A 22,372-nucleotide genomic window follows, 5' to 3' on the forward strand; every position below is an offset into this window, starting at 1 on the left:
GGCTTCCGGCCGGGCCGCGGATGCCAACGTTGACGGAGCGAAGCAGGTCTTGGCCAATTTTCTGATATCCCGATTGCTCTACGCGGCCATCGTGCTGCTCGGCGTATCGGTCGCCGTGTTTTTCTTGATCCGGATCGGCGGCGATCCGTCGGCGCTTTTCCTGCCGCCAGAGGCCTCGATCGAGGACATCCAGCGTTTCCGTCACCTGATGGGCTTCGACCGGCCGCTGGTCATCCAGTACTGGGATTTTCTCAGCCGCGCGACCAGGGGCGATTTCGGCATGTCGCTGCGATACGAGCAGCCGGCGATGCAGCTCGTGCTGGAACGCGTGCCGGCGACGCTACAGCTTGGCGGGGCCGCCTTCGTGCTGTCGATCGTGCTCGCCGTTCCGCTCGCCATTCTGGCCGCCGCCAATCGTGGCTCGATTATCGATCGCGCAAGCCTGTTGATCTCGCTGATCGGCCAGAGCTTTCCGGCCTTCTGGTTGGCAATCATGCTGATCCTGCTCTTTTCCGAAACATTCCATATGCTGCCGCCTTCCGGCCGCGGAAGCTGGCAGAACCTCGTTATGCCGGCGATCGTGCTCGCCACCTATTCGACGGCGATCATAACCCGCCTGCTGCGTTCCTCGCTGATCGAGGTGCTGCAATCGGATTATGTCCGCACCGCCCGCGGAAAGGGCGTGCGCGAAAGCCGCATCCTCCTTTCCCACGCCCTGCGCAATGCTGCGATCCCGACACTGACCGTTATCGGGCTTCAGGTTGGCGCGCTGCTCGGAGGTGCGGTGATCACGGAGGAGGTGTTTGCCTATCCTGGCATTGGCCGGCTGGCGATCCAGGCGATCGCCAATCGCGATTTCACCGTGGTGCAGGCCTTCGTTCTGTTCATGGCCGCAGTCATCGTCGTCATCAATCTCCTAGTCGACCTCTCCTACGGCCTGCTCGATCCGCGTCTGAGGACGGGCAAATGAGCGCATTTCTCAAACGTTACCTGACGAGCCATCTCGCCGCCTTCGGCCTGGCGGTCCTTCTGGTCGCGCTGTTCGCGGCCCTCTTCGGCCCCTGGTTCGTACCTTACGATCCGAGCGCACAGGACATCCTTCAGCGCCTCAAGCCACCGCTTTGGCAGGGTTCCGAAGGCATCCACCTGTTCGGCACCGACGCGCTCGGCCGCGACATCTTCAGCCGCATCGTCGTCGGCGCCCGCGTCTCCATGCTGGTCGGCGTCAGCTCGGTCGTTATCTCCGGTGCCGTCGGCGTCACCTTCGGGCTGATCGCCGGCTACGAGGACAAATATGCCGGCCGCGTGCTGATGATGCTGACGGATATCCAGCTCGCCATTCCCTTCCTGGTGCTGGCGCTCGCCGTCGCCGCAGTCGTCGGACCGAGCCTGTGGAACATCATCGCCATCCTCGGCCTGACGAACTGGGTACAATATGCGCGCGTCGTGCGCGCCGAATGCCTGGTGCTGCGTGAGCGGGAATTCATCCAGGCGGCGTATATGATGGGGATTTCCTCTCCCCACATCCTGACGCGCCATCTGCTGCCCAATGTGATGTCCTCAGTCATCGTCATTTCCAGCCTGCTGGTCGCCAAGATGATTCTGTTCGAATCCTCGCTGAGCTTCCTCGGCCTCGGCGTCCCGCCCGAAACGCCGACCTGGGGCACGATGATCTCCGAAGGCCGCAACTATATCGGCAATGCCTGGTGGGTCGCGACCATTCCCGGCTTCGCCATCTTCTTCACCGTGGTCGGCACCAATCTCGTCGGCGACCGGCTGCGCGACCTGCTCGATCCGCGGCTCAGGCAGATGGAGGGCTGATCGATGCCGAACCCTGCTTCCTACGACATTCTGATGCCCGGCTTTCCGGGGCGCAGTTCGCGCGGTTTCCTCGGCTGGAGCACGATCCTTCTCCTGAAGACGTACGAAGGTCACGCGCTGTTCGATACCGGCGGCAGCGGCGACCGCCCGGGCCTGATGGCGGCACTCGCCGAGCGTGGCATTGACCGCCACGATATCCGCACCGTCATCCTGTCGCATCTCCATTTCGACCACATCGCAAATGTCGAATGTTTCCCGAAGGCGGAGATCGTGCTTCACGAAAGCGAATTCGCCTATGTCCGGGACCACAGGTTCGATGACCCGGCCATCTCCCGCTTCCAGGTCGAGAGTCTGTTGCGGAGCCCGCAACTCACCCTCGTCTCCGGCGAACTCGAAGTGCTGCCGGGGGTGAGGATGATTTCGACGCCGGGACACAGCGGCGGCCATGTCTCGCTGGTGATGACCGTCGACGGCAAACGTGTGGTCCTCGCCCAGGACGCGATCAAACATCGCGGCGAGATTGAAACCGGCGCCCCCGCCGGCGCCTTCGACGAGGAAATGGCCCGCGCCAGCATCCGCCGCATCGTAGGCATGGCCGATATCGTCGTTCCTGGTCACGACGGTCCGCTGACCATCGAAAACGGCCGTGTCGCCGCAGCCCCTTCCGTTTGCGCCGAGGTCAGCCTGACGCTGGATGGCCGATGTTTCCTGCTGGAGGTCTGAGAATGTTGACACTTCTGTACAACGCCTTTCTCTGCACCGGGCTGCCCGGCGGTTTCCATCCGGACGGTGCCGTCCTGATCCACCGCAGCAAGGTCGTCTGGGCCGGCCCGCTGGCGGAGATGCCACCGCAGGCGGAGCACATCGCAAGACGGGATCTCGGCGGACGCGTCGTCATCCCCGGCCTGATCAATACCCATGCGCATGGCGGTCTTTCGACCCATCGCGGCTGCTGCGACGAGGGCAACCTCTTCGAATGGGCCGCGACGCTGGCACCCCAAACCTCCCACCTTACCGTCGAGGACAACCAGCGCGGCTGTTATCTCGCGATTATGGACATGGTGAGGAACGGCATCACCACCGCCTGCGACTGCACCCGCTACGGCGCCGGCGTCTTCGCCTCGGTCGCGAGCGAGATCGGCATGCGGTCGCTGAGCGGCGCGCTCGCCAACTCGCCGGAACTGCGCCGCAACGGCCGGCCGAACTGGCCGCTCGCCCTGGAGGAGACCATGGAAGCGATCGAGATGCACCGGGGCAACGGCCTTGCCCGCTTCTATCTCGGCGGCCATTCCCCCTATAGCTGCACCCCTTCCCTTTTGAAGGACGTTAAACGCGAGGCCGATCGCCTCGACCTGCCCTTCGTCATCCATGTCGCGGAAAACCGCCGCGAGAACGAGATTGTGATGGAGCAATACGGCCAGTCGCCGACCGCCTGGCTGAACGGCCTCGGCGTCCTGGACAGCCGCGCGGTGCTCGCCCATTGCGTATGGGTGGACGAAAACGACATGGACATCCTTGCCAGAACCGGTGCGGGCGTCGCCCACAACCCGGCGAGCAATGCGAAGCTTGCGAGCGGCATTGCGCCGGTGCCGGAATTGCGCAGGTGCGGCGTGCCGGTCGGGCTCGGCACGGACAGCACGCTCAGCAACAACTGCCTTGACCTTTTCCAGGAAATGAAGCTCTCGGTGCTCCTGCAGCGCGCGACGAGCCTCGACGGCCGGATCATGGGCGCGCGGGACGCCTTTACCATGGCGACGCTCGAAGGCGCCCGCGTTCTCAACTGGGATGCGGAAATCGGCAGCATCGAAACGGGCAAGGAAGCGGACCTCGTCGTTCTCGACGTCAGCCATCCGCTCGGGCTGACGGCCGAACGCGTGCTCTCCGATATCGTCTACCATGCCGGGCCGCAGCATGTGCGCGGCGTCATGGTGGCCGGCCGCATGATCTTCGAGGACGGGCGGCTTCTCAATGTCGACGAACCGGCCATCCGCCGATCCATTCACGAACATTACAGACATCAAGCATAATAAAGGATCAGGACCATGACGGACGCACCTGTCGGGCTCATCACCAGCGCCGCCTCCGACAACCTTCTGAAAGACCGCCGGCTGGAAATAGTCTCGACCCCTTGGGGCGACGCCCCAGTGCTGATCGGCGATATCGGCGGACGGCAATCCGCCGTCATCCTGCGCTACGGCGAGAAGCTGACGCTGCCGAGCCACAAGATCAACTATCACGCCAATATCTGGGCGCTGCGCGAGCTCGGCGTAGAATCGATCATCTCCCAGAACGCCATCGGCTCGGTCAACCCGGCGATCCGGCCGGGCGATATCGTCGTTTCCGACGATTTCCTCGACAAGACGAAATCCCGCGCCCAGTCGCTGTTCGATGAAAGCGAATGCTGGGTGCGTGTCGATTTCACCGACCCCTTCTGCCCGCGCCTGCGCGCCGACCTGATCGCTGCCGCCAACCGGCACAGCAACCGCGTGATCGAACGTGGCACCTTCGTTTGTACCGAAGGCCCGCGCTTCGAGACGCCGGCGGAAATCCGCGCCTATGCGCATGAAGGCGGCGATATTGTCGGCACGCCGCTGGTCCCCGAAGTGATCTTCGCCCGCGAGGCGGAAATGTGCTTCGCCTCCATCGCGCCGGTCATCAATTTCGGCGCCGGCATGGCCCCGGCCGTGGTGCATTTCGGACCGGGTAGCATGAACGAAATCTACTATAAGGAAGGTCTCCACGATCTCATCGAGAAAACCCTCATCGACGCTATCTCCGGCCTGATCGGCGAACGAAACTGCAATTGCCGCACGGCATTGGATGGCGGCTTTCACGGACATCCGCCTGCCTGGTTGAAACGCCGCACCTCCTGAATGACTGCTGTCTCACACGCAAGGTAGGCCTAAAACAACTTAAGCTTTTGATAGGATCAGAACGTGAGACCCGTCATTCGGTGTGAGGCTTGCATTTGAAAGGACCAGGACCAACGCTCCTGTTTCCTCTGCGACAGAACTGAGCCTGCTGGGGTTCGATCTCGATTGCATGACATTCTGGGACACTCATTGGCGTCTGTGGGGCCATTTTGACAACCACTATTTTGCAAGCATCCCCTACCGGCTTGAAGAGGAATGCCGCTTAGCCGCGGCGATACTCTCGTTTGGACTGGCAGCATGGGGACGCAGCGGGCAAGCCGCAACAATCTATACGCTCGGGGCTGGAGCGGGTACGCTGTCTAGAGCACTGGCAAGGCTTGGCGATGGCCGGCTCAAGACCCTGAACTGCAGCCCTACAGACGGCAATCGTATAAGTTTTTTCGACCGGCGAGGAAGCGAGGACGCGTATTTCCATCATGGCCCGTTTTTCGAACTGGACGACGAACGTTATGCCACCGATGAAAATCTTCAGGCATTCCGGGACGGATACGATGTGGTGCTGGAGGATACGACCTTCCAAATGTATAGCCCGGACAGGAATAGTCAGCTCTCTGTCATAGCGCCGCGAATTCGGGCTGGAGGTCTGTTGATACAGGTGCAAAAAATCTCGAACCCGAATGTCGAAACGTACCTTGAACGCGAACGTCAAAAGGACGAACAGTTCAAATCACGGTACTTTTCGCAGACACAGATCGAGGCAAAGAAGCGCGACGTTCTCGATACGATGGTGGATTTCCAGGTCGATCTGGGGAGTTCTATTGCCGCTCTCAGATCGTATTTCGACTATTCCGCCATCACATGGAACAGCGGCAATTTTTACACGATCATCTCCTCCAACTCATTCGCCTCCTTGCGGGATTTCGTCACGTCCATGGTGAAGCCGGCCATACCCCCAGACTATTGTTATGAGCTACTGCCACGCATTTTTGCACGCGAAGGAATGCCGCCGGCGCAGGCAAACTGGACGTGGCGGGCTCCACGATCGGTCGCTCCGGAACCTGAATGATGAAATCGGACAATGTAGCGTTCGGGTCCAGGCGTGGAGGAAACGGATCGATGGACAGCCACCAGCTGGATGCGGAAACCGGTGATAACTGCGGTCATCTGAGCGCTGCGGGCGACGTGAAAAACACCTTGTCACATCTCATGCCGCATCTCGGGCGGTTCTGGACAAGCCCGCTCAAGGACTATGCAGGCGCCATCCATGATGTCGAAAGCTACCGAGATGGCTATACCGCTCGCAGCGAGGCCATGTCCCTCCTGCAGAAATGTGTCGAACGAGCTGCCCTTCGATCGGGAGCGGACCAGCAGGAGGCTCAGCAGGCCGCAAGTCAATTGGCCGCCTCGCCGATCATTCAAAGCGGGCCGCATTGCCATCTGCTGATCGAACCGGACGCCTTTTATACGCATCTGTTCAGCCTGCTCGGCCTTCGCGCGCACGGGCTCCGATGGCATGTCTGCTACAGCGCCTCGACCGTGAAGTTCATAGAAAGAACGAAAAAGGGGCCTGGCTGGCTTCACCTTGAGGGCGAAGTGGTTAATGTTTTCGGACTTCCCCGAAGCAGGATGGATTCCTACAACATTTGCGGCTTCAATGGCCCCTATCGCTTCATGCTGTCGGGTCAGAAGTGTGGGGAGCCCGCGAACGAAGCTGCTGCAAGGCTCAAGGCGATCCTGCCGAACACCGAATTCGCGTCGGCCGCAAACGCAATCAAGGCCGGCAACCAGGCACTCTGGGGGAAGGCATTTCCGCCGCAGGTCCGGCTTCTCCAACTTGACGATATCGATGTCGCAGATCTTGTGGCCGACCATCTTGAGGATCCGGGATCATGGTTTTCGACGCGATTCGTCGGCGATGGTTTGTTTGCTCACTCCATTTTCGAGGAAATCGATAATCTCAATGCCGGTCCATGGGCGGGATGGATCCGCCGCACGACTGATCTCTTCTGGGGGCTGGTAGAGGGAAAGATCTTTCCCTTGCGATTGCGGGACAAAGTTCTTTCGGGTGGATATGGATCACGAATCGCAGTCCGGTTCGAGCCCGTGAGCATCGCTGCCGCGCTTCGTCGGAGGGAAATCGTTCCCAGCCTGCTCACGACGTTTCTGATGACATCCATCTTGCCGGGCGTGCGCGTCCTCGGCGGGTGCCGGCAGACGGTCTATTACCCCCTCATGCGCTACGTTGTTGCCACCGCACTGGAAAGATTAGGAGAACGCGACCTGTTGAACGCTCTCGGCGCCGATATCCGTCCCGGGGTATGGGGGCATCGTGTTCTGAAGCCGAGTGACGGATATCCGTTCTTGGAGATCGAAAAGAGCGGAAGCGTCCTGGATCTGCTGTCGAAGTACGGCGAGCAACCGTTGGCACAGGCGTGCGGGGAGCTCGCCAGCTTCACGAGCGATCCGGTCTGGGCAGAGCTGTCGACGTGCATCGGCAATGGGACCATTCATTCCCGGTCGCCCGAATGGCAATGGGCGCAGCTCTCATAGAAACCCGGCCAATTCGTGAAGGCGCATAAGTCCTCACGCTCAAGCGCAGTGACTCTACGAAACTTATCGGAGGTGAATGTGTCAACGAACAAGGAGGGAGTCCTGATCAAACGCCTCTCAGCGGACGAGATTGACGTCTTCCGCAGCATTCGCCTTGAAGCGCTTTCTAGTGAGCCATCCTCATTTGCAAGCAGATTTGAGGATTGGGCCTATCTGCCCGACGAGGAATGGCGTCAACGGCTGAATAATCCTGTCTTCGTCGCCTTCCTGAATGACCAGCCTGTCGGCATGATGGGGCTATTGCGTCAGCGTCCGAGCAAAATGGCACATCGTGCTACCCTCATCGGCGTCTATGTGCGCAAGAGTCAACGTGGAACGGGGATCGCCGCAAACCTGCTGAAAGCGATTGCGGATTATGCAACAAGCATCAGAGTTCTGCAGCTTGAGCTGGCGGTCAGCGTCGAGAATCCGGCGGCGATGCATTTCTACCAACGGCAGGGATTTATTGAAATTGGCCGGGTTCCCAACGGTTTCCTGGATGACGGTAAGGAAATTGACGAGGTCATCATGATGCGTCGCCTGAATGGATGACGATTTCCCTTGGCCCCTGTCCAGCCTGAATTCACTCCGAAAGCTCAGCCCATTACCTCGTTGACCAGCGTTAGCGTCTTAAGCCTGTCGATGATCCGTTTTGCCCGCTCCTCACCAAGCAATTCGGGAGCCGCTGACGGCCATAGCTCCAACGCTCGTTCCACGGCCAACGTCACTTCACGAACGATCCATTTCGGATCGACCTGGAGAAAACTCGCCACCCGCTCAAAGCGATGTAGATTTACGCTTTCGAAACTGTGTGTTTTGACGAACCTCAGGGCCATCGTGTCGCTTGGCATGTAAAGCACTGTGGGCACGATGTCGTAAGCCGGCGAGAGATGGATTTCGCCCGGCTGCGGGAAGCAAAAAGACCAGTTCTTGAGGTGATTGTCGCCATTTCCCAGCAGGACATCCGCGACCACGCGGCGAATAGCCTCCGATATGTCGGCGCGATGATCGGTGCTGAAGCGCCGAACCATATTGATGATCGTCTCGGTGGTAGCCATGGTATATTTGCGATCGCCAACTGCCCCGATGATCTGCCCTGCATCCTCGATATGAACGCGTTGCCCATCGGCTGTGCGATCAAACCGATCGACGACAAGGACGTTTTCACCGTGCACCAGAAACTCGGCAGGCACACCTTCTATCGCGTCACGCGCGACGAGTCGGCACTTGGCGGTCCGGACTCCGATCATCTCGGCTAGACGCATCGCGCCATATTCCGCCTCGGGAAGGCCGGGGAAGCGCTCGCTTGCCACTTTTACTATGCAACGGCCGGTATCGCCGCGTCCAGGCATGGTCAAACGTTCGCCATCCGGATTGACCGTGAATTTCAGCTGAATGCCGGCAAGCGAGAATTTGACGGCCCCTTCCGGCAGCGGTGCCTGGAAGCCCTGGACATTCTCCAGAGTAAGCGGACCTGCGGACGATGGCACCCCGGTTTCCGGCACGATCAGAACGGCACCCGGAAGATCCGCGCCGAGCCTGGTCAGCACGTCGAACTCGTCGTGATCGCCGGGCCCCATTTCGGCCAAGACCAGCTCTCGAAGAGCCCCTTCCGGCAACAAGCCGGAAAACCAAGGGGGCAATACCCCGTGCAGACCGATCTTGTCCCCTCTGTTCGAAAGCCGGTCGCGCGTGCCCTCATCGTTTTCAGGGTCATACCAGCCGAGGCTTAGAATTGGACGCTCAGACTCTCTAAGATAGGTTTCCGCGACGACAAACGCGATGCCGCCGTCGGCATCACGTGTCAACGTCCCTACCCTCACCGTGCCGAACGCACGATCGAGAAGATAGACACCGAGGATAGCGGAGGCCTTCGCCATCAGTTATCCTCCTCATCCTCTTCGCCGAGATCGATGAACAACTCGTCGAAGGCTGAGGGCGTCTGCTTCGATTGCCGCTTCTCCGAACTGGTTTCCTCGATCAATCGGCGAACTTCGGCAATCCGCGAGCGGGGAACCAAGACGGGTATCAAATCGAGAGCATCACAGATCTCGGCGAAAAGGGTCAAGCGGTCGCGACCCCATCGATTGCTGGCCAGATCGCGTTCGAGTTCGGAGATGCGCGCCCTGTTACGGCCAAGCCGGGCAGCGATTTCCGGCTGGCTCAAACCACGTCGCATCCGGGCGGCCCGAAGCTGAGTACCCAAGATATTGAAGATTGTCTCTGGCATGCGGCATTCCGATCATTTCCCAATTAACATGCGGAATATCGCTATACCTTAATTTTCAGCTTCACAAGCGGAATTCCGCTACTTTTGACATCTTGATGCGGAATAACGCAATTATTTGCCGACAGCGACGAGTTTCCAGATACGTCACAGCTGAGTTTCGCGGCTCTCCTCGGGAAAACTTGCCGCGTCATGGCATTCTCCGTCCCGTTCGACAATAGTATCGACGATTACAGTTGGAAGCAGCAGAGTAGTGAACGATCACAATGTGTGGCGGCAGCCTTTAGCGCCGCCGCGATCGTGGTAAGCAGAAGCAGCAGCGAGCGTGGCGTGTCGAGAAGCGGAAGCGCGCCGAGTGTCTTGTACCAACCAGCCACCCGATCATTTTTGGCGTCGATCGCCAGGACCACGCCACCGACTTCGGTAGCAGCGCGTAGACAACGTCTGCCGGCGGCGAGCAAAAGTTGGCCGCCTAAAAATTCGTTGCGACCAGATCGCAAGCGGCGTGGTGGCCGATCGCATCGCCCACGACCAACACAACACGCTATCTTCCCTGCTCGATGGCTGCTTCGATAGAAGATTGGACGGAAATAAGAATTGCCAGCCTGAGCTCCGCTTTTGGGGCCGCGAGGGGGCAGTCCGATGTTGGGGTACCAAGAGGCGATAGCCGACATCCAAACATCTGGCGGTGTGGTCCGAGTTCGGCCCGAAGGGGTCATTGAAGGAGTGCCCCACCATGACTGAGATGGGGTGGAAAACAGTGCGCCGCTTGCAGGGTGAGGACGATGAAAGCAGTCGCACTCAAGCGGGGCAAAGATTTCCTGACCCACGACCGACGACGTCGGACATTAGCCATGGCCCCGACAACAATCGCAAAGCCAATCAACAACCATCCGACCGTGGCGTACGCCCAAAGGTTCGCTTGAAGGCATGAGAAAAGGCGCTTTGCGAGTTGTAACCTACTGCGGCGGCAACTGCCGCGACGGTCTGGCCCGCATTCAGCTTTCTCTGCGCCAGAACCATGCGCCATCGGGTGAGATAGTCGAGAGGTGGGCGGCCGACACGCTCGGCGAAGCGCTGTGTGAAGGCAGAGCGTGACATGCCGACCTCCGACGCCAGCATTGGCACTGTCCAACGGTACGCGACATTGCCGTGCAACAGTCTGAGAGCCTTGCCGATCCGCGGGTCCGCCAGCGCGGTAATCCAGCCGACACTGGTCGTCGGACTGGTGGCCACGAAAGCCCTGACGGCCGCGATGACGAGGATTTCCGCCAGTCGCTCGGCGACGAGCGACCCACCTAGTTCCGCGTGCGCGACCTCCGTCCTCAGAGCGTTCAGCGTCCTGGCAACAGCCTCGGCGGTGGACGAGGTCCGGTCGACGCGCAGAAACTTCGGGAGCGCATCCAGAACGAACGCGGCGCTGCCATCGGCAAAGCCGCTGCCGCCGCCGATCAGGGCCGTCTCGGTTGCATCGCCTAGGCGTACCAAGTCCTGTCCCGGCGAAGCGTAGAGCGGCATACCATCGATCGCTTCTACCGCCGGGTCACTCGCCACCGTGTAGCGCGTGTTGCTGATGAGAACGACATCGCCTTCCACAAGTTCTTCCGGCGAATGACCCGGAAGAAGAAGCCAGCATCGGCCTCGTGTGACGGCGACGAACTTCAACCGCGCTCGCCCGTCGAAGGCGAGTGCCCACTCTCCCGCCGCTTCGAGGCCGGTCCCGCGAACGCTCCGCGCGCCGAGCGCTGCGAGAACCTCAGAGAACGGATCGGGGGTGTTTTCGGCGGATTGCGATAAAGACATGGTTATTCAAGCATAGATCATCCGACCCACCTCGCATAGGTCTGGCTTTTCATTCAGAAGATGGAGCCCAAATCGTGACCATAGAGAATAAGATCGTCGCCATCACCGGAGCCGGGCGCGGCATCGGCCGGGCAACCGCTATTCATCTTGCTGCGCGCGGAGCGCGTCTTGTGCTTGGTGCGCGAAGCGAAGCGGAGATCGCCGCTGTGGCAGGAGAGATCGGGGCCGCGGGCGGCGAAGCCGTTTATCGGGCAATCGACGTTACCAGACGCGCGGATTTGGACGCCCTGGTCAACCTTGCCTGCGAGCGTTTCGGGCGGCTTGATGTCATCGTCAACAATGCGGGCATTGGGCCGCTCTCGCGCTTCGACGCTCTCAAGGTCGATGACTGGGACGCCATGATCGACGTAAACCTGAAGGGCGCGCTCTACGGCATCGCTGCGTCGTTGCCGGTGTTCAGTCGTCAGGACAGCGGGCACGTTATCAACGTCGTATCAACGGCTGGCATCAAAATCGTGCCAACCATGGGAGTCTACGCTGCGACCAAGAATGCATTGCGGACAGCCACCGAAGCCCTGCGGCAGGAAGCGAATCAGAACCTGCGCGTGACGGAGATATCGCCAGGTTTCATCGACACGACCTTCGCAGATGCCACCGTAACCGATCCGGACATCAGAGCGGCAATCCTAAAGCGCAAGGAAGAGCTGGCCATTTCACCTGATGCGATTGCACGGGCGATAGCCTTCGCGATCGAACAACCCAGCGACGTCGAAATCGGCAGCATCGTGGTGCGCCCGACCGCACAGGATTGACATTCGGGGAGCCTATCGGCTTGGAATACACGCATGTCCGTCGGATTTTGACGAGCGCTGAAGATCCACTGCAGGTTCGCGATGGGGCTGGAATACGATCTTCATTGGCAGCGGAGGATTGTCTCCTATCTGTGCGCAGGCAACGTGACACGGCCGCGGGGCGATGTCTGCTTTAGGCAAGCATTATGACGTCCCCCATGACCGACATGCAGGCGCAAAGCTGCCGGGCGCTTCAGCGCTGCGGCACCGCAAACGTGAGGTCCGAAAGCGGAAATTATTGCCGCTCGCCCGTCCTGTTGACTGATGCTCAAGGCCAGGGCACAAAGATGGCATCCACGGTCGCTCGCGAGGGGAAACAAAGGGCATTTCAAGGCTTTTCCGCTAAGCCATTGAAATCATGTGAGAATAAACGTTTCCCAGCCAGCGTCACTTCCTTGTTGTTTTTCAACTACTTAATTATTCTTGCATGATACGACCCGGAACAGTCGTTCGCATCATTTTTCCGGATCATCGCCAAAATTGTAACGGCGAATCCTGGCCCGCCTATCTGTCGGCGGCCGGGACCATGCAAACAAGCCTCGTCTGATCTATGCGATGATCGCCCGGTCGCGGGAAAAGACCTCTGGCGTCGGCGCCGCCTTGACTGCTCTCCGGGTTCGATTCCGCCCAGCGGTCTTGGCTTCGTAAAGCAGCTTGTCGGCTCGCTCATAGGGTTTTGCGAAACCCTCATTCCCGAAGAGATCCGTCACACCCATGCTGGCAGTCACGGGTCGTCCAAGACCGGAAACCGTATTGGCGACAATTGTGGGGATCGCCTGCCGCCGGATCTCGGCCTGTCCATCAGCGTCGTCGCCGCGCAAGAGAAGCAGGAATTCTTCGCCACCAAGACGGAATGCGCGAACGCTCGGGGCAGCCTGGAGGACATTGGCCACAGCCTTGAGCACCGCATCTCCGACGGTATGCCCGTGAATGTCATTGATCGCCTTGAAGTGGTCTATGTCAAGGATAGCCAGTGTGGCGAAGCCTTCGTTTCGAAGCTGCTCGAACTGCCGCTCGATCGCACGCCTGTTGAGCAACCCGGTCAATGGGTCTGTTTCGGACAGCCGTTCGAGTAGATCGGCCTCGTTGCGGGCGCGGTCTCGCTCGCGCTTCATGCTTACGAAGCGGTCTGCCACGCCAAGCGTCGTAAAGAAGACTTCACACATACAGCCGACATAGAACAGGAACATGGCGTCGACGCTGTATAACCACGGAGCTACGCCGGTGACCAGTCGGATCAAGCCGACAAGGACCATTGGCGAATATCCAACTGCCTGGAACTTTGCGGCACGGCTTCCGCGACGCAATGAGTCGAACATCGACAATATGAAGACGACAAGGACCGGCGCAAACGCCGCCGTGTAAGCGCTCGATTGTATAGGCCGTGCAACGAATGGGAACGCCGCATGAAACGCACTCAGGAACACTGCCCACGCCGCGCAATAGGGCAGCAGGCGCCGTAGAAGCGGGTGCATCAGTCCCGGCTCGATGAAGCTGTAGGTAAACATCGTTCCTGCCCCGACCGTCATCCCGAAGATCAATGTCGTCATCCAGCTGAGCGTCATTGCTGGAGGGTTGAAAAGCATGACCGATAGGCTGGATGAAACCAGGATAGTCATCAGCAGCGAAAATGTCAGAGCCGAGTGCCAGAGAACGAATGGTTCACGAAGCGCCCGATAGAACGCCGTATTGAGGATCATGGGCGTGACGAGCATGCCCGCAAGCCCGGCCAGAATGAGCAGCCACCGCATGTCGCCGTCAGTCGCGTCCGTGGGCGCCAAATATGCCCTCTCCAGGGTCATTTCATGGCTCGGCAGGTCAATCGCGGCGATGATCTGCCGGGTCGCATCCGTCACGTCCGGCAGAGAAGCCTTAAAGTACCCGCCCGCCATCGAACTGGCCAAGGCTGTGCCAGGGATGGAGGAGCGCCGAACCGCGCCGTCGTGATCGATTGCGAGCAGATGCACCACCTCGAGTGCGCTCCGCCTTGAGAGCAGATATCGGGGAAGGACATCGTTCGGGCTGATGTCGAAGCGAAGCAGCACTCGCTCGGCGTCAATTGAGAATTTCGGGTCGGCACAAGACCATCGCTCTGCCTTCCGAGCTATCGTCATCACATCTTCCGACATGCTGCCAGACGCCAAGCAGGAACTGCGAATGCCACTAGAATCCGCCGCGTTGGTCGATCCGGCGTTGAAGTACGCCAGCATCAAAAGAAGCAGAAAAGCCGCCCGAAGTTTTTCTCGAAGATTACCCGAATTCATCAGTCCATGTTGGACCAAAGAGCTTTTGATGCCGTTAATTACCGTGAAATGAGCATCCGCGTTGGGGTTGGCCAAGTTTGAAGGTCTGAAATGGGTTCGTTCATCGTAAACGGTGTGCCGCTGGCACCTTGACTAGCTTGCTCAAAATTGGACGTGATCATTTGCCAGCCGCTAATGCTGGTGATAAAGACGCACTATGGAATTTGTACGCGCTTTCACTTTGATTATTATCACCATTCATCGAGTGGTGGGTTAAGCACGTCATATTTCCAGACAAAGCAACCCGCCGCGAGGCGGGTTTTGTTTTTCCGCTCGCGGCCATTTTGGAGTCCAGAATGTCCGACCATCCCTTGAAAGCCCTTATCGAATCTGCAGACCGTTCCATATCGGCCAAAGACTTCGACGGCTTGATGCGATTTTACACCCATGATGCCACCTTGGTGGTCAAGGCAGGCATGTACGCCAAAGGCAAAGACCAGATCAGGAAAGCGTTCGAAGCAATCTCTGCTCATTTCCAAGGCAAATTGAAAGTCCGCCAAGGGAGGATGGAGGTGATCGAGGGCGGGGACACAGCGTTGGCCATCATGGAAACCTGGTTGGATGCCGTCGACGAAAGCGGCATTGGGACATCGACGGTACGACGTGCCACCTATGTGTTTCGTAGAGACTCGTCTGGGAACTGGTTATGCGCTGTAGACAATTCCTACGGCACGGCTCTCCTCGATAGTTGAAAAGGCTCCCCGGCCCGATGCCCATATTGGGTCGGGGGATAGCGTTCCGATTGGCGCAGATTACGTTGCCGCATACTTCCACGGTAGGAGTTCTTTAATCCGACTTTGCTTGTGACCGTTGACAATGACGGTCAACGTGCTGGTCAGGTATCTTGTGTTATTCCAGTCGGGCGAAGCTACCAGTTGTCGGCAGGTCTAGAATTTGCGAGATCACCATAATATGCAGACGGAAGTGCCTTCGCGAGGAACGAGAACTCCGAATGGCAATGGCGCATCAGCCCCAGTCCGATCTCGTCCGGGACAGCGTGGCCGCCCTTGTCGCTATCGAGACCAAGAACGAATCTGCTTCGCAGAACGAGGCCATCGGGCGTGTCCCGTGTGACGTGCATCATCCGGCCGCCTATTGGAATTCCATGCTCGTCAATCTCAACATCATCGCCAAAGCCAATTCCGGCGTAGAAAAGTGCGGATACGCCGCCCACCTGCTTTGCGGCATCGATGTCCGTGGCACTGAAGTATGCGGCTGGGCTTAGGAATTTGATGGTTGCTTTGACCGGAGGAACCTCTCCTAGTGACTCCGTCGCCCTGATTGTCGCGCCGATGTAGTTCTCACCTTTTTTCCAAAACTCGTCCCAACCGAAATGGCGCTTGTGGTCAATCGGATGCCACCAGCGAAGATGCTCGTCGGTTTCAAAATACTTAAACCACCATTCCAGCATCGCTCCATTGCACCCTGGCATTATCGTTCTGCAGGCGACCGTGAGGGTGCCGGAGCCGAAGCGCTCGATCCCCATTTCGAGTCTAATTGGGTCGGCGTGCAGGAGTGCGACAGGGATTGCTGCTTCCAAATCATGTTGCATTTCCAATCTCCTATATTTAGGAAACGTGTTGCGTTTCCTAAATATGATCGATACACCGTTCGTACGACGTTCGTCAAGGAGATCAAGATTTGGAAAAGCGAGCGAGAGGGCGTCCGGCCCGTAATCGGCTTGAGGTGGAACGCAAAATTCTCCAAGCCTCAACACAGCTTCTCTTTGACCAGGGATTTGCCAAGTTCAGCATCGATGCGGTGTCGCGTAGCGCAGGAGTTGCCAAAAAGACTGTTTACGCTATGGCGGCCAATCGTGAGGAACTGGTCGGGAAAATCGTAGCATCCTGGACAGAGCAACTCCAAACCAGTGGAGATCACCGGCCGGGCGAGGCGCGTCCTGATCCGGGGAGCCTGAGGGCGCTATTGAGCAGGATTTACCGGATCGCCCTATCCAAGGAAGCTGTAGCCCTTTTCCGTCTCATCTGTGCTGACAAGGAAGGTCGAGAACGGCTCGCAGAAATTTATAATCGAAACGGGGTCGAGCGAGGAGTGCTGGCCGTGGCGACCTGGCTGCGCGAGTACCAAGCCGATGTCCCATCATTTGATGTCAACCGATCTGCCCGGATGATCCTTGCCGCTCTTGTTGCCGAGCCCTTGCGCAGGGCCGCTATCGGCCTTGAAACACCATGGAACGATAGCGATGAGGAGGTCACCGCACGGGTTGGAGAATGCGTGGATTTCTACGCACGTGTATTGTTCAAAGAGTTGGGCACGGCACCATAGCGGCCATCGTGGCGCATCTGGTGATAAAGTTTCGTCTCTGATCGACTGGGATGAGTCGCATATCGACGTGCACGACCTTGACCTCGTCTTGCCCCATAATGCTGCCGATCTGGAAGCCGGGGCGTATGACATCGCCGCGCAAGCATCGGCCGCATGGGAAGCCGCCGTCTGTTGGGATGACGAATACGCGAAACAGCGACTTGCCGAAGTTCGAGCGGTCTAGGCGACGGCCGCCCATGGCGTATTGATGCCGTCGAAGCTTAGCTTGATCGACGTCTGCTTTCGGGAAGACGCCATCGCCGGCCCTACGACCGGAATGCGGGCGCATTCCTGTCGCAAGATTCGTCGTTTCATGGCCAAAACACCCAGCTTCCAAGCTAAGCTGGGAAGCCTTCACGCCATCTCAAGGCGCGAGGATTCCATTCCCCGCGCGATAAGCGGCGCGGGAGACTTCGAATGCGTGGGGGAAGCGTTAAGTCGCCGAGCTACGATATCGTGGTTGAGCCACAAGACGGGACCGGAGGGTTCGGAAGATTCGCCAAAAATTAGCTGCCCGGTTGCCTTCACAACGAGACCGCTCAGGAGGTCGCTGATCATCAACTTGCTATCCCGATGCATCTGGGTGATCTCGTTGGACGTGCCGATGGTCAAATCGGCCTGTGCCTGGCTGTTTGCCATGGGCCATGCCGAAAAGTCATAGAACGGACGCATGACCTCGCTGGCCTGCATGTCGGTGATCTTCCGGAAAACATCCTTCATGGTTAAGCCGTCGGCCAGAAGCTGCTGGCAGGCCTGCCACTGTTCGTCTGCCCATTGGCCACCGTTTTCTTTCTTCAACGCAAGCAGCAGCGGTATCAGGGGAAGCTCGATACCCGTGAACACATCGGACGAATTGGTCCGGATTTCGGGACAGTTATAGACAGTTGCCTTGACCCCTGTCGCCCAGGCTTCCTCTGCAATGCCTTCGAGCCGCATCTTCGCATAACCCTGGGTGTAATTGGTGTAGGTCTGCCAACGATAGCTTCCGTCAATGAGGACCGCCGATCCGTGGTAACCATAGGCCGTATATCGTATTTGACCGCCCGAAGCTTCCACGCGCTCGCGGATCGCCGCGCTGAAATCAATGAGATGGCGAAAGGTGTTTGCGGAGACGTCGTCAAAATTCTGCAGGATGAGTTTTCCCAGGTCACTGTCGAGCAAGGTCTGCGACGACATGTGGCGGGTTCCGGTCCCCTTGTAGATTCGATTGGCGACGACCAGGAATACCTTCGCTTTCGGGATGCCCCCGGCCATTGTGTGGGCGAAGAAAACATTGCGGCCAGCGGCGATCATTCCGTCGAGAACGGTCATGACTTTTGAAAGCGACTCCGTAAAACGCGCAGTGGCGATGTCGCGGCATTGCCCGACATAGTCCCAGTCGAGCTTGTCGTGTTCCCAGCTCTCAAGCGTCATCTTTGCCAGGAGATCGGTGGGAGTTGGGCCGTCTGCGGGCGCATCGAGATCGAAACCCGCCATAAGAGGTATGTTGATGATCCTGCCGCCCAGCTGAGCCTCCGCCGAAGACAGTTCCTCGGCATCGAGCGGCCGCAGCGCATTGTTCTCGTCGCGTCGCCCGACGGTGATCCCCACAATCTCCATTCCAGCGCGTCTGGCTTCCTCGAGCAAGCCGGTGGCGTATCCGCGGCCGAACAGTTCGCCGAAGAGTACGAAAACATCGCCTTTACGGAAGACCGTGTTCTCGGAAAGACGATTCAGTGCAACCGGATTTTCCATGCTGTCAGCTCTTTGATTCGTGTCTCGTCGAGCAATGGCTCATACGAGCTTTCGCAAAGACATGACCGCACTGCCACAGAATGGGAACTCATTTTCGGTGACCGTTCATTTCAAAACGTGAAGTCGGTCTCTGTTGTTCCTACAATGCAGCGAAATGCCGAGGCCGTTGGAGATCGGCGCGCCGATACCGAAACGAGTTCGCTGGAAACGCTCGTCCTACGGATGCTTGCGAGGCTATTGACGCTGTCTGAGGCTCATTGTTGGGCGTTCTATCATTGTCGAGTTCACCTATCGTCCGCGTTCCGGAGACCGCTCGAACAGCAGGCCGACAGCTTCCAGGAACTAATGCGGGTGGTGTGAACGACCGGCATGGGGGCGCGAAGCGGATTGCGCCTGTCGGCCCCAAACGGGCATCAGATATCTCGGAAAACGCGGTCGTGAAAGGTTGCATTTTCGCGACACGAAAACGCGTCATTTCTCTATTGACTTAGAGCACACTCTAACCCGTAGCTTTCTGGGCGTCGTGACGAAAGAATGGCGTTGATGAAGATTGGCGAGTTGGCGAAGCGTTCGGGACTGACTGCCTACACTATCCGTTACTATGAACGGATCGGTCTGCTTCCCCATGCCGACAGAGACCAATCGGGCCAACGTGACTACGACGCATCAATCCTGACCTGGATAGAATTTATCGATCGTCTCAAAACGACCGGAATGCCTATTAGGGAAATGCTGCGTTACGCGGCCTTGCGGGAGCGCGGCGTCGATACGGAAGCGGAGCGCGGCGTGTTGCTCGAACAGCACCGCGAGCGTGTACGTGCGCACGTGGCCAAACTAAAAGCCTGCCTTGAAGTCCTCGACACCAAGATTGCCGGATATGCCGGCAAGGAACAAAGGATGAAAGACAATGACGCGCCAATCCACGAACGTCGGCGAAAGCCGGCTGGAACGCGGCAAGCGGGCACTCGCTGAAATCGACGGCGACGCCGGCCACAATGTAATTGCCGCTCTGGCTGACATTGCCCCCGACTTCGCAAACTACGTGTTCGAGTTTTCGTTTGGCGACATTTACAGCCGCCCCGGCCTTGATCTGCGCGCCCGTGAGATTGCGACCATCGCGGCACTGACGGCGATGGGAACAGCGACCCCACAATTGAAAATCCATATTGAGGCGGGTCTGAATGTAGGGTTGACCAGGGACGAAATCACCGAAGTCATCATACAGATGGCGGTTTATGCCGGCTTTCCTGCGGCTCTCAACGGGCTGTTTGCAGCCAAGGAGGTCTTCGCCGCCCGTTTTCCCGTTCAGAAGGGGGAACCGGTATGATCAACCAGGTTTCCGGCGGCAGCAATCTGGCCTTATGGCGCACAAAGGACCCGACGCCGCTGCGAAGACCATGTCTGCGTTCAGGCATGCGCGATAACTGCCTCCATGACCGACATGAAAGCGCTTCTGCGCCATGACAGCCGTCGACCGCAGTCGGCCCCAAACCGGGCTTGCCGTTACGCAGACAAATGCGGTGGTAGTGCCTTTACTATCCTGTCGTCCGACAAAAACATCAACAAAATTGTTAAGTGCCATAAGCGTAGGGCGCTAGGTCCGAATATGCGGGCGTGATACTCGCGGCCATGACCCTATCTGCATCCCCGACCTTCATGTTTCCGCTCATTGCGTTCGGTACAATCCTTGGGATCGCAGGCACCGATCTGGTGCTCCCTGCTGTCCCGACGATGCCGAACGAGTTGGGTGGCACACCAGCTCTGGCGCAGATGGTTCTTGCGGCCTATGCCGCAGGCACGCTTGTGGGGCTGCTGACTTTCGGTGAACTCGGCGCCAGATACTCGCCTCGCAAGCTGCTGATCTGGTCTTTGGGCCTGTTTGCTTTCATTTCCATTCTGGCAGCATTCTCGCCTACACTGGAGTGGCTTGTCGCTTTCAGGTTCGCCCAAGGGGCCTTTGGCTCCGGTCCCGCGGTATTTGCGCCCGGTTTCATTCATGGCCTCTACTCTGGTGACAAAGCGGCCGCCATGTTCGGACGGCTCGGTTCGATTGAGTCCCTGACACCCGCACTTGCCCCGATCGCTGGAGCCTTCCTCCTGCAGCTGGGGGGCTGGGAAACATCCTTCCTCGTGCTCGGAGGCCTCGCCGTCTTCTGTGCCGTTGGCAGCGGCGTCTACGCCCAATTGCTCCCGGACCGGCAGGATACCTTCAAAACGCACCGTAGCTATCTATCCATCCTGCGCGATGCCGACTTCCTTCGGCACGGCTTAAGTCAGGCCTTCTCGCTGGCCGGAATCCTTATCTTTGTCTTTGGCGCACCGGCGGTGATGACGGAAGTTCTGGGCGGAAACATCAGAGATTTCATTCTCCTGCAGATTTGCGGCATTACGATCTTCATCCTGGCGTCGAACCTGTCAAGCACGCTTGCCAGCAAGTTCGGAACAGAGCGCATGATCTTTATTGGGACGGCGGCGCTTCTCGTGGGCTTCCTGCTGATCCTTGCCTATGTTGGAATCGGCGGAGGCGGTCTCATCGTACTTGTGCCCCTGTGGATTTTGACGAACGGGGCATTTGGTATCCGGGGGCCGATCGGCTTCCATCAAGCCATCCTTGCCTCGAAGGGCGATCATTCTCGCGGCGCCGCATTGGTCGTGGCGGCGATTCTCGGTTTCACGGCAGCGGGTACCGCTGCCACAGCCTCCTTCCTCAGTTTGGGTTGGTGGCCGCTCGCTATGGCAAGCTGCCTCGCGGCAGCCCTTGCCTTCCTATGCCTGGCGGTGTTTCCGAGAAGCTGAGGCTTGCCTTTCAAAGCAATCCAGCTACCGGACGAGAGCATTAACGATGTCTCGTCCTTTTTTCTGGGCGTTCGCTTACTTGGCGAACAACTCACGCAGCTTGGCGCCCTCAACGGGGCTGGCGGCGACGACGGGCTTCCACCCCTCTTCCTGGGCCATGTCGGTGAAAGCTTTGGCTTTGGTTTCGTCGAGCGCGAACGTGCGAATTCCAGCCTTTTCTTGGCGCTTGAATTCTTCCTTCGCCATATCCCTGTATGCAGCGGACGCGGCTTCCGCCTTGAGCATTTCCTCCTCAAGAACTGCCCTCTGCTCGGCGGTCAGCTTCTTCCAGGTGTTGCCGCTGATATAGATACCCGTCTCGACCTGATAGAAGCCCGGATCAATACGCGCTGCTGTCTTCTCCTGCCAGCCGAGATCGAACACGCCGACGGACGGCCAAGCGTAACCATCAATCGTGCCGCGCTCCAGTGCGGTGAAGACTTCGCCGGCCGCCGTTTGCATCGGAGCGATCCCAAGGCCATCAAAGAAGGCTTTGTAGGTCGGCGCCGAGCGGATCTTCAGACCCTTGAACTCCAGATTGTCAGGATATTTCGACATGTAGATATGGTAGTTCATGTTCTGAACCAGCCGGCCCAACCAGTGGATATTGGCCTTTTTCATATGGATCTCGTCCAGCAGGGCGTAGCCGCCGTTTGAACGCAAGTCGGCCATGGACAGATCCGTCAGCGTCATCGCCAGACCTTCCGGAACCAGATTTGCGTGATAGACGGCAGTCGTGTTGGCAAGGTCGATTACGCCGCCGCGAAGCGCGTTGCCAACCTCGAAGGGAGGCATGGCATCCGGACCGCCAACCAGGTTGATGCGAACTTTGCCCTTCCCGTTCTCATTCACGCTCTTAACAAAGGCGTCGAAAGGCGTGAAAAAAGTCGTGCCCTTCTGAAAAGCGGAGATAGCACGGAGCACGACCTCGTCTGCCGCGGCGGGCACGGCGGCGCTCAGAGTGGCCATCATTGCAAAGAGAGCGGACAGTGCGCGTTTTCTCATGGAGGG

22 protein-coding genes and 3 pseudogenes are annotated in these 22,372 nt (G+C 58.6%); 16 read left to right on the forward strand and 9 right to left on the reverse strand.

Features of this window, described 5'->3' with window-relative positions; genetic code table 11:
* Positions 1 to 49 precede the first annotated feature (49 nt).
* From ABK249_RS15390 to ABK249_RS15425, 8 genes and pseudogenes are all read left to right on the forward strand, one after another.
* The gene (locus tag ABK249_RS15390) at positions 50 to 970 is read left to right on the forward strand and encodes an ABC transporter permease (RefSeq protein WP_037156221.1); all 921 of its coding nucleotides are present in this window, start codon (positions 50 to 52) and stop codon (positions 968 to 970) included.
* The gene (locus ABK249_RS15395) at positions 967 to 1,821 is read left to right on the forward strand and encodes an ABC transporter permease (protein ID WP_037156222.1); all 855 of its coding nucleotides are present in this window, start codon (positions 967 to 969) and stop codon (positions 1,819 to 1,821) included. The genes ABK249_RS15390 and ABK249_RS15395 overlap by 4 nt, the downstream gene beginning before the upstream one ends.
* Before the next feature lie 3 nt (positions 1,822 to 1,824).
* Positions 1,825 to 2,544 carry an MBL fold metallo-hydrolase gene (locus tag ABK249_RS15400; protein ID WP_227702496.1) on the forward strand — a complete coding sequence of 240 codons (720 nt, stop codon included), beginning with the start codon at positions 1,825 to 1,827 and terminating at the stop codon, positions 2,542 to 2,544.
* 2 nt (positions 2,545 to 2,546) lie between these two features.
* Positions 2,547 to 3,848, forward strand: coding sequence for an amidohydrolase family protein (locus ABK249_RS15405; protein WP_227702495.1), 1,302 nt, complete (start codon positions 2,547 to 2,549; stop codon positions 3,846 to 3,848).
* A gap of 15 nt (positions 3,849 to 3,863) precedes the next feature.
* Complete coding sequence (locus ABK249_RS15410; protein ID WP_227702494.1) at positions 3,864 to 4,694, forward strand: phosphorylase family protein; 831 nt, start codon at positions 3,864 to 3,866, stop codon at positions 4,692 to 4,694.
* A gap of 94 nt (positions 4,695 to 4,788) precedes the next feature.
* A pseudogene (locus ABK249_RS15415) lies at positions 4,789 to 5,760 on the forward strand (class I SAM-dependent methyltransferase); the annotation flags it as partial.
* 50 nt (positions 5,761 to 5,810) lie between these two features.
* Complete coding sequence (locus ABK249_RS15420; protein ID WP_407720939.1) at positions 5,811 to 7,244, forward strand: hypothetical protein; 1,434 nt, start codon at positions 5,811 to 5,813, stop codon at positions 7,242 to 7,244.
* A 78-nt stretch (positions 7,245 to 7,322) separates the two neighbouring features.
* The gene (locus ABK249_RS15425) at positions 7,323 to 7,835 is read left to right on the forward strand and encodes a GNAT family N-acetyltransferase (RefSeq protein ID WP_407720937.1); all 513 of its coding nucleotides are present in this window, start codon (positions 7,323 to 7,325) and stop codon (positions 7,833 to 7,835) included.
* 44 nt (positions 7,836 to 7,879) lie between these two features.
* On the opposite strand, the gene ABK249_RS15430 is transcribed toward ABK249_RS15425, so the two are convergent.
* From ABK249_RS15430 to ABK249_RS15440, 3 genes are all read right to left on the reverse strand, one after another.
* Positions 7,880 to 9,163, reverse strand: coding sequence for a type II toxin-antitoxin system HipA family toxin (locus ABK249_RS15430; protein WP_227702493.1), 1,284 nt, complete (start codon positions 9,161 to 9,163; stop codon positions 7,880 to 7,882).
* On the reverse strand, positions 9,163 to 9,513 hold the full coding sequence (locus ABK249_RS15435; protein WP_037156231.1) for a helix-turn-helix domain-containing protein: 351 nt from the start codon (positions 9,511 to 9,513) through the stop codon (positions 9,163 to 9,165). The genes ABK249_RS15430 and ABK249_RS15435 overlap by 1 nt, the downstream gene beginning before the upstream one ends.
* An 879-nt stretch (positions 9,514 to 10,392) precedes the next feature.
* Positions 10,393 to 11,313, reverse strand: a complete 921-nt coding sequence (locus ABK249_RS15440) for an AraC family transcriptional regulator (protein ID WP_227702492.1) — start codon at positions 11,311 to 11,313, stop codon at positions 10,393 to 10,395.
* 74 nt (positions 11,314 to 11,387) lie between these two features.
* Here ABK249_RS15440 and ABK249_RS15445 point away from each other — a divergent pair, with 74 nt between their 5' ends.
* Complete coding sequence (locus ABK249_RS15445) at positions 11,388 to 12,125, forward strand: SDR family oxidoreductase (RefSeq protein WP_407720935.1); 738 nt, start codon at positions 11,388 to 11,390, stop codon at positions 12,123 to 12,125.
* 197 nt (positions 12,126 to 12,322) lie between these two features.
* A complete protein-coding gene (locus tag ABK249_RS15450; protein ID WP_152601237.1) occupies positions 12,323 to 12,595 on the forward strand; it encodes a hypothetical protein in 273 nt (90 codons plus the stop codon).
* Between the two features lie 117 nt (positions 12,596 to 12,712).
* Here the strand turns inward: ABK249_RS15450 and ABK249_RS15455 are convergent, their stop codons facing one another.
* Entirely contained in the window at positions 12,713 to 14,278 is a 1,566-nt protein-coding gene (locus ABK249_RS15455; RefSeq protein WP_227702491.1) for a sensor domain-containing diguanylate cyclase, read from the reverse strand.
* A 485-nt stretch (positions 14,279 to 14,763) separates the two neighbouring features.
* Here ABK249_RS15455 and ABK249_RS15460 point away from each other — a divergent pair, with 485 nt between their 5' ends.
* Complete coding sequence (locus ABK249_RS15460; protein WP_227702490.1) at positions 14,764 to 15,159, forward strand: YybH family protein; 396 nt, start codon at positions 14,764 to 14,766, stop codon at positions 15,157 to 15,159.
* Positions 15,160 to 15,219: 60 nt separating this feature from the next.
* Here the strand turns inward: ABK249_RS15460 and ABK249_RS15465 are convergent.
* Positions 15,220 to 15,309 (reverse strand): annotated as a pseudogene (locus ABK249_RS15465) (transposase domain-containing protein); the annotation flags it as partial.
* 26 nt (positions 15,310 to 15,335) lie between these two features.
* Positions 15,336 to 16,019 (reverse strand): DAPG hydrolase family protein, encoded by a 684-nt coding sequence (locus ABK249_RS15470; protein WP_348863218.1) that lies wholly within the window; start codon positions 16,017 to 16,019, stop codon positions 15,336 to 15,338.
* Between the two features lie 134 nt (positions 16,020 to 16,153).
* On the opposite strand from ABK249_RS15470, the gene ABK249_RS15475 reads away from it, so the two are divergent.
* Both ABK249_RS15475 and ABK249_RS15480 read left to right on the forward strand, forming a co-directional pair.
* A complete protein-coding gene (locus ABK249_RS15475) occupies positions 16,154 to 16,753 on the forward strand; it encodes a TetR/AcrR family transcriptional regulator (protein WP_407722052.1) in 600 nt (199 codons plus the stop codon).
* Positions 16,719 to 16,976, forward strand: a pseudogene (locus tag ABK249_RS15480) (aminoglycoside phosphotransferase); the annotation flags it as partial. The gene ABK249_RS15475 and the pseudogene ABK249_RS15480, both read left to right, overlap by 35 nt.
* Here ABK249_RS15480 and ABK249_RS15485 read toward each other — a convergent pair.
* Together ABK249_RS15485 and ABK249_RS15490 are read right to left on the reverse strand one after the other, a co-directional pair.
* On the reverse strand, positions 16,973 to 17,107 hold the full coding sequence (locus tag ABK249_RS15485; protein WP_265105672.1) for a hypothetical protein: 135 nt from the start codon (positions 17,105 to 17,107) through the stop codon (positions 16,973 to 16,975). The pseudogene ABK249_RS15480 and the gene ABK249_RS15485 sit on opposite strands and share 4 nt — an antisense overlap.
* 39 nt (positions 17,108 to 17,146) lie before the next feature.
* Entirely contained in the window at positions 17,147 to 18,526 is a 1,380-nt protein-coding gene (locus tag ABK249_RS15490; RefSeq protein ID WP_227702487.1) for an enoyl ACP reductase FabMG family protein, read from the reverse strand.
* 543 nt (positions 18,527 to 19,069) lie between these two features.
* Here ABK249_RS15490 and ABK249_RS15495 point away from each other — a divergent pair.
* From ABK249_RS15495 to ABK249_RS15505, 3 genes are all read left to right on the forward strand, one after another.
* A complete protein-coding gene (locus ABK249_RS15495; RefSeq protein ID WP_037156268.1) occupies positions 19,070 to 19,498 on the forward strand; it encodes a MerR family transcriptional regulator in 429 nt (142 codons plus the stop codon).
* Positions 19,434 to 19,853: a carboxymuconolactone decarboxylase family protein gene (locus ABK249_RS15500; protein WP_227702486.1), complete on the forward strand. Its 420-nt coding sequence runs from the start codon at positions 19,434 to 19,436 to the stop codon at positions 19,851 to 19,853. Before ABK249_RS15495 ends, ABK249_RS15500 begins: the two co-directional genes overlap by 65 nt.
* Positions 19,854 to 20,140: 287 nt before the next feature.
* On the forward strand, positions 20,141 to 21,322 hold the full coding sequence (locus tag ABK249_RS15505; RefSeq protein ID WP_348863221.1) for an MFS transporter: 1,182 nt from the start codon (positions 20,141 to 20,143) through the stop codon (positions 21,320 to 21,322).
* 75 nt (positions 21,323 to 21,397) lie between these two features.
* Here the strand turns inward: ABK249_RS15505 and dctP are convergent, their stop codons facing one another.
* The gene (gene dctP, locus ABK249_RS15510) at positions 21,398 to 22,366 is read right to left on the reverse strand and encodes a TRAP transporter substrate-binding protein DctP (protein WP_037156246.1); all 969 of its coding nucleotides are present in this window, start codon (positions 22,364 to 22,366) and stop codon (positions 21,398 to 21,400) included.
* Positions 22,367 to 22,372: the final 6 nt, after the last annotated feature.

Origin of the sequence: Neorhizobium phenanthreniclasticum (assembly GCF_040066075.1) — a bacterium.
Taxonomy (GTDB): domain Bacteria; phylum Pseudomonadota; class Alphaproteobacteria; order Rhizobiales; family Rhizobiaceae; genus Neorhizobium; species Neorhizobium petrolearium.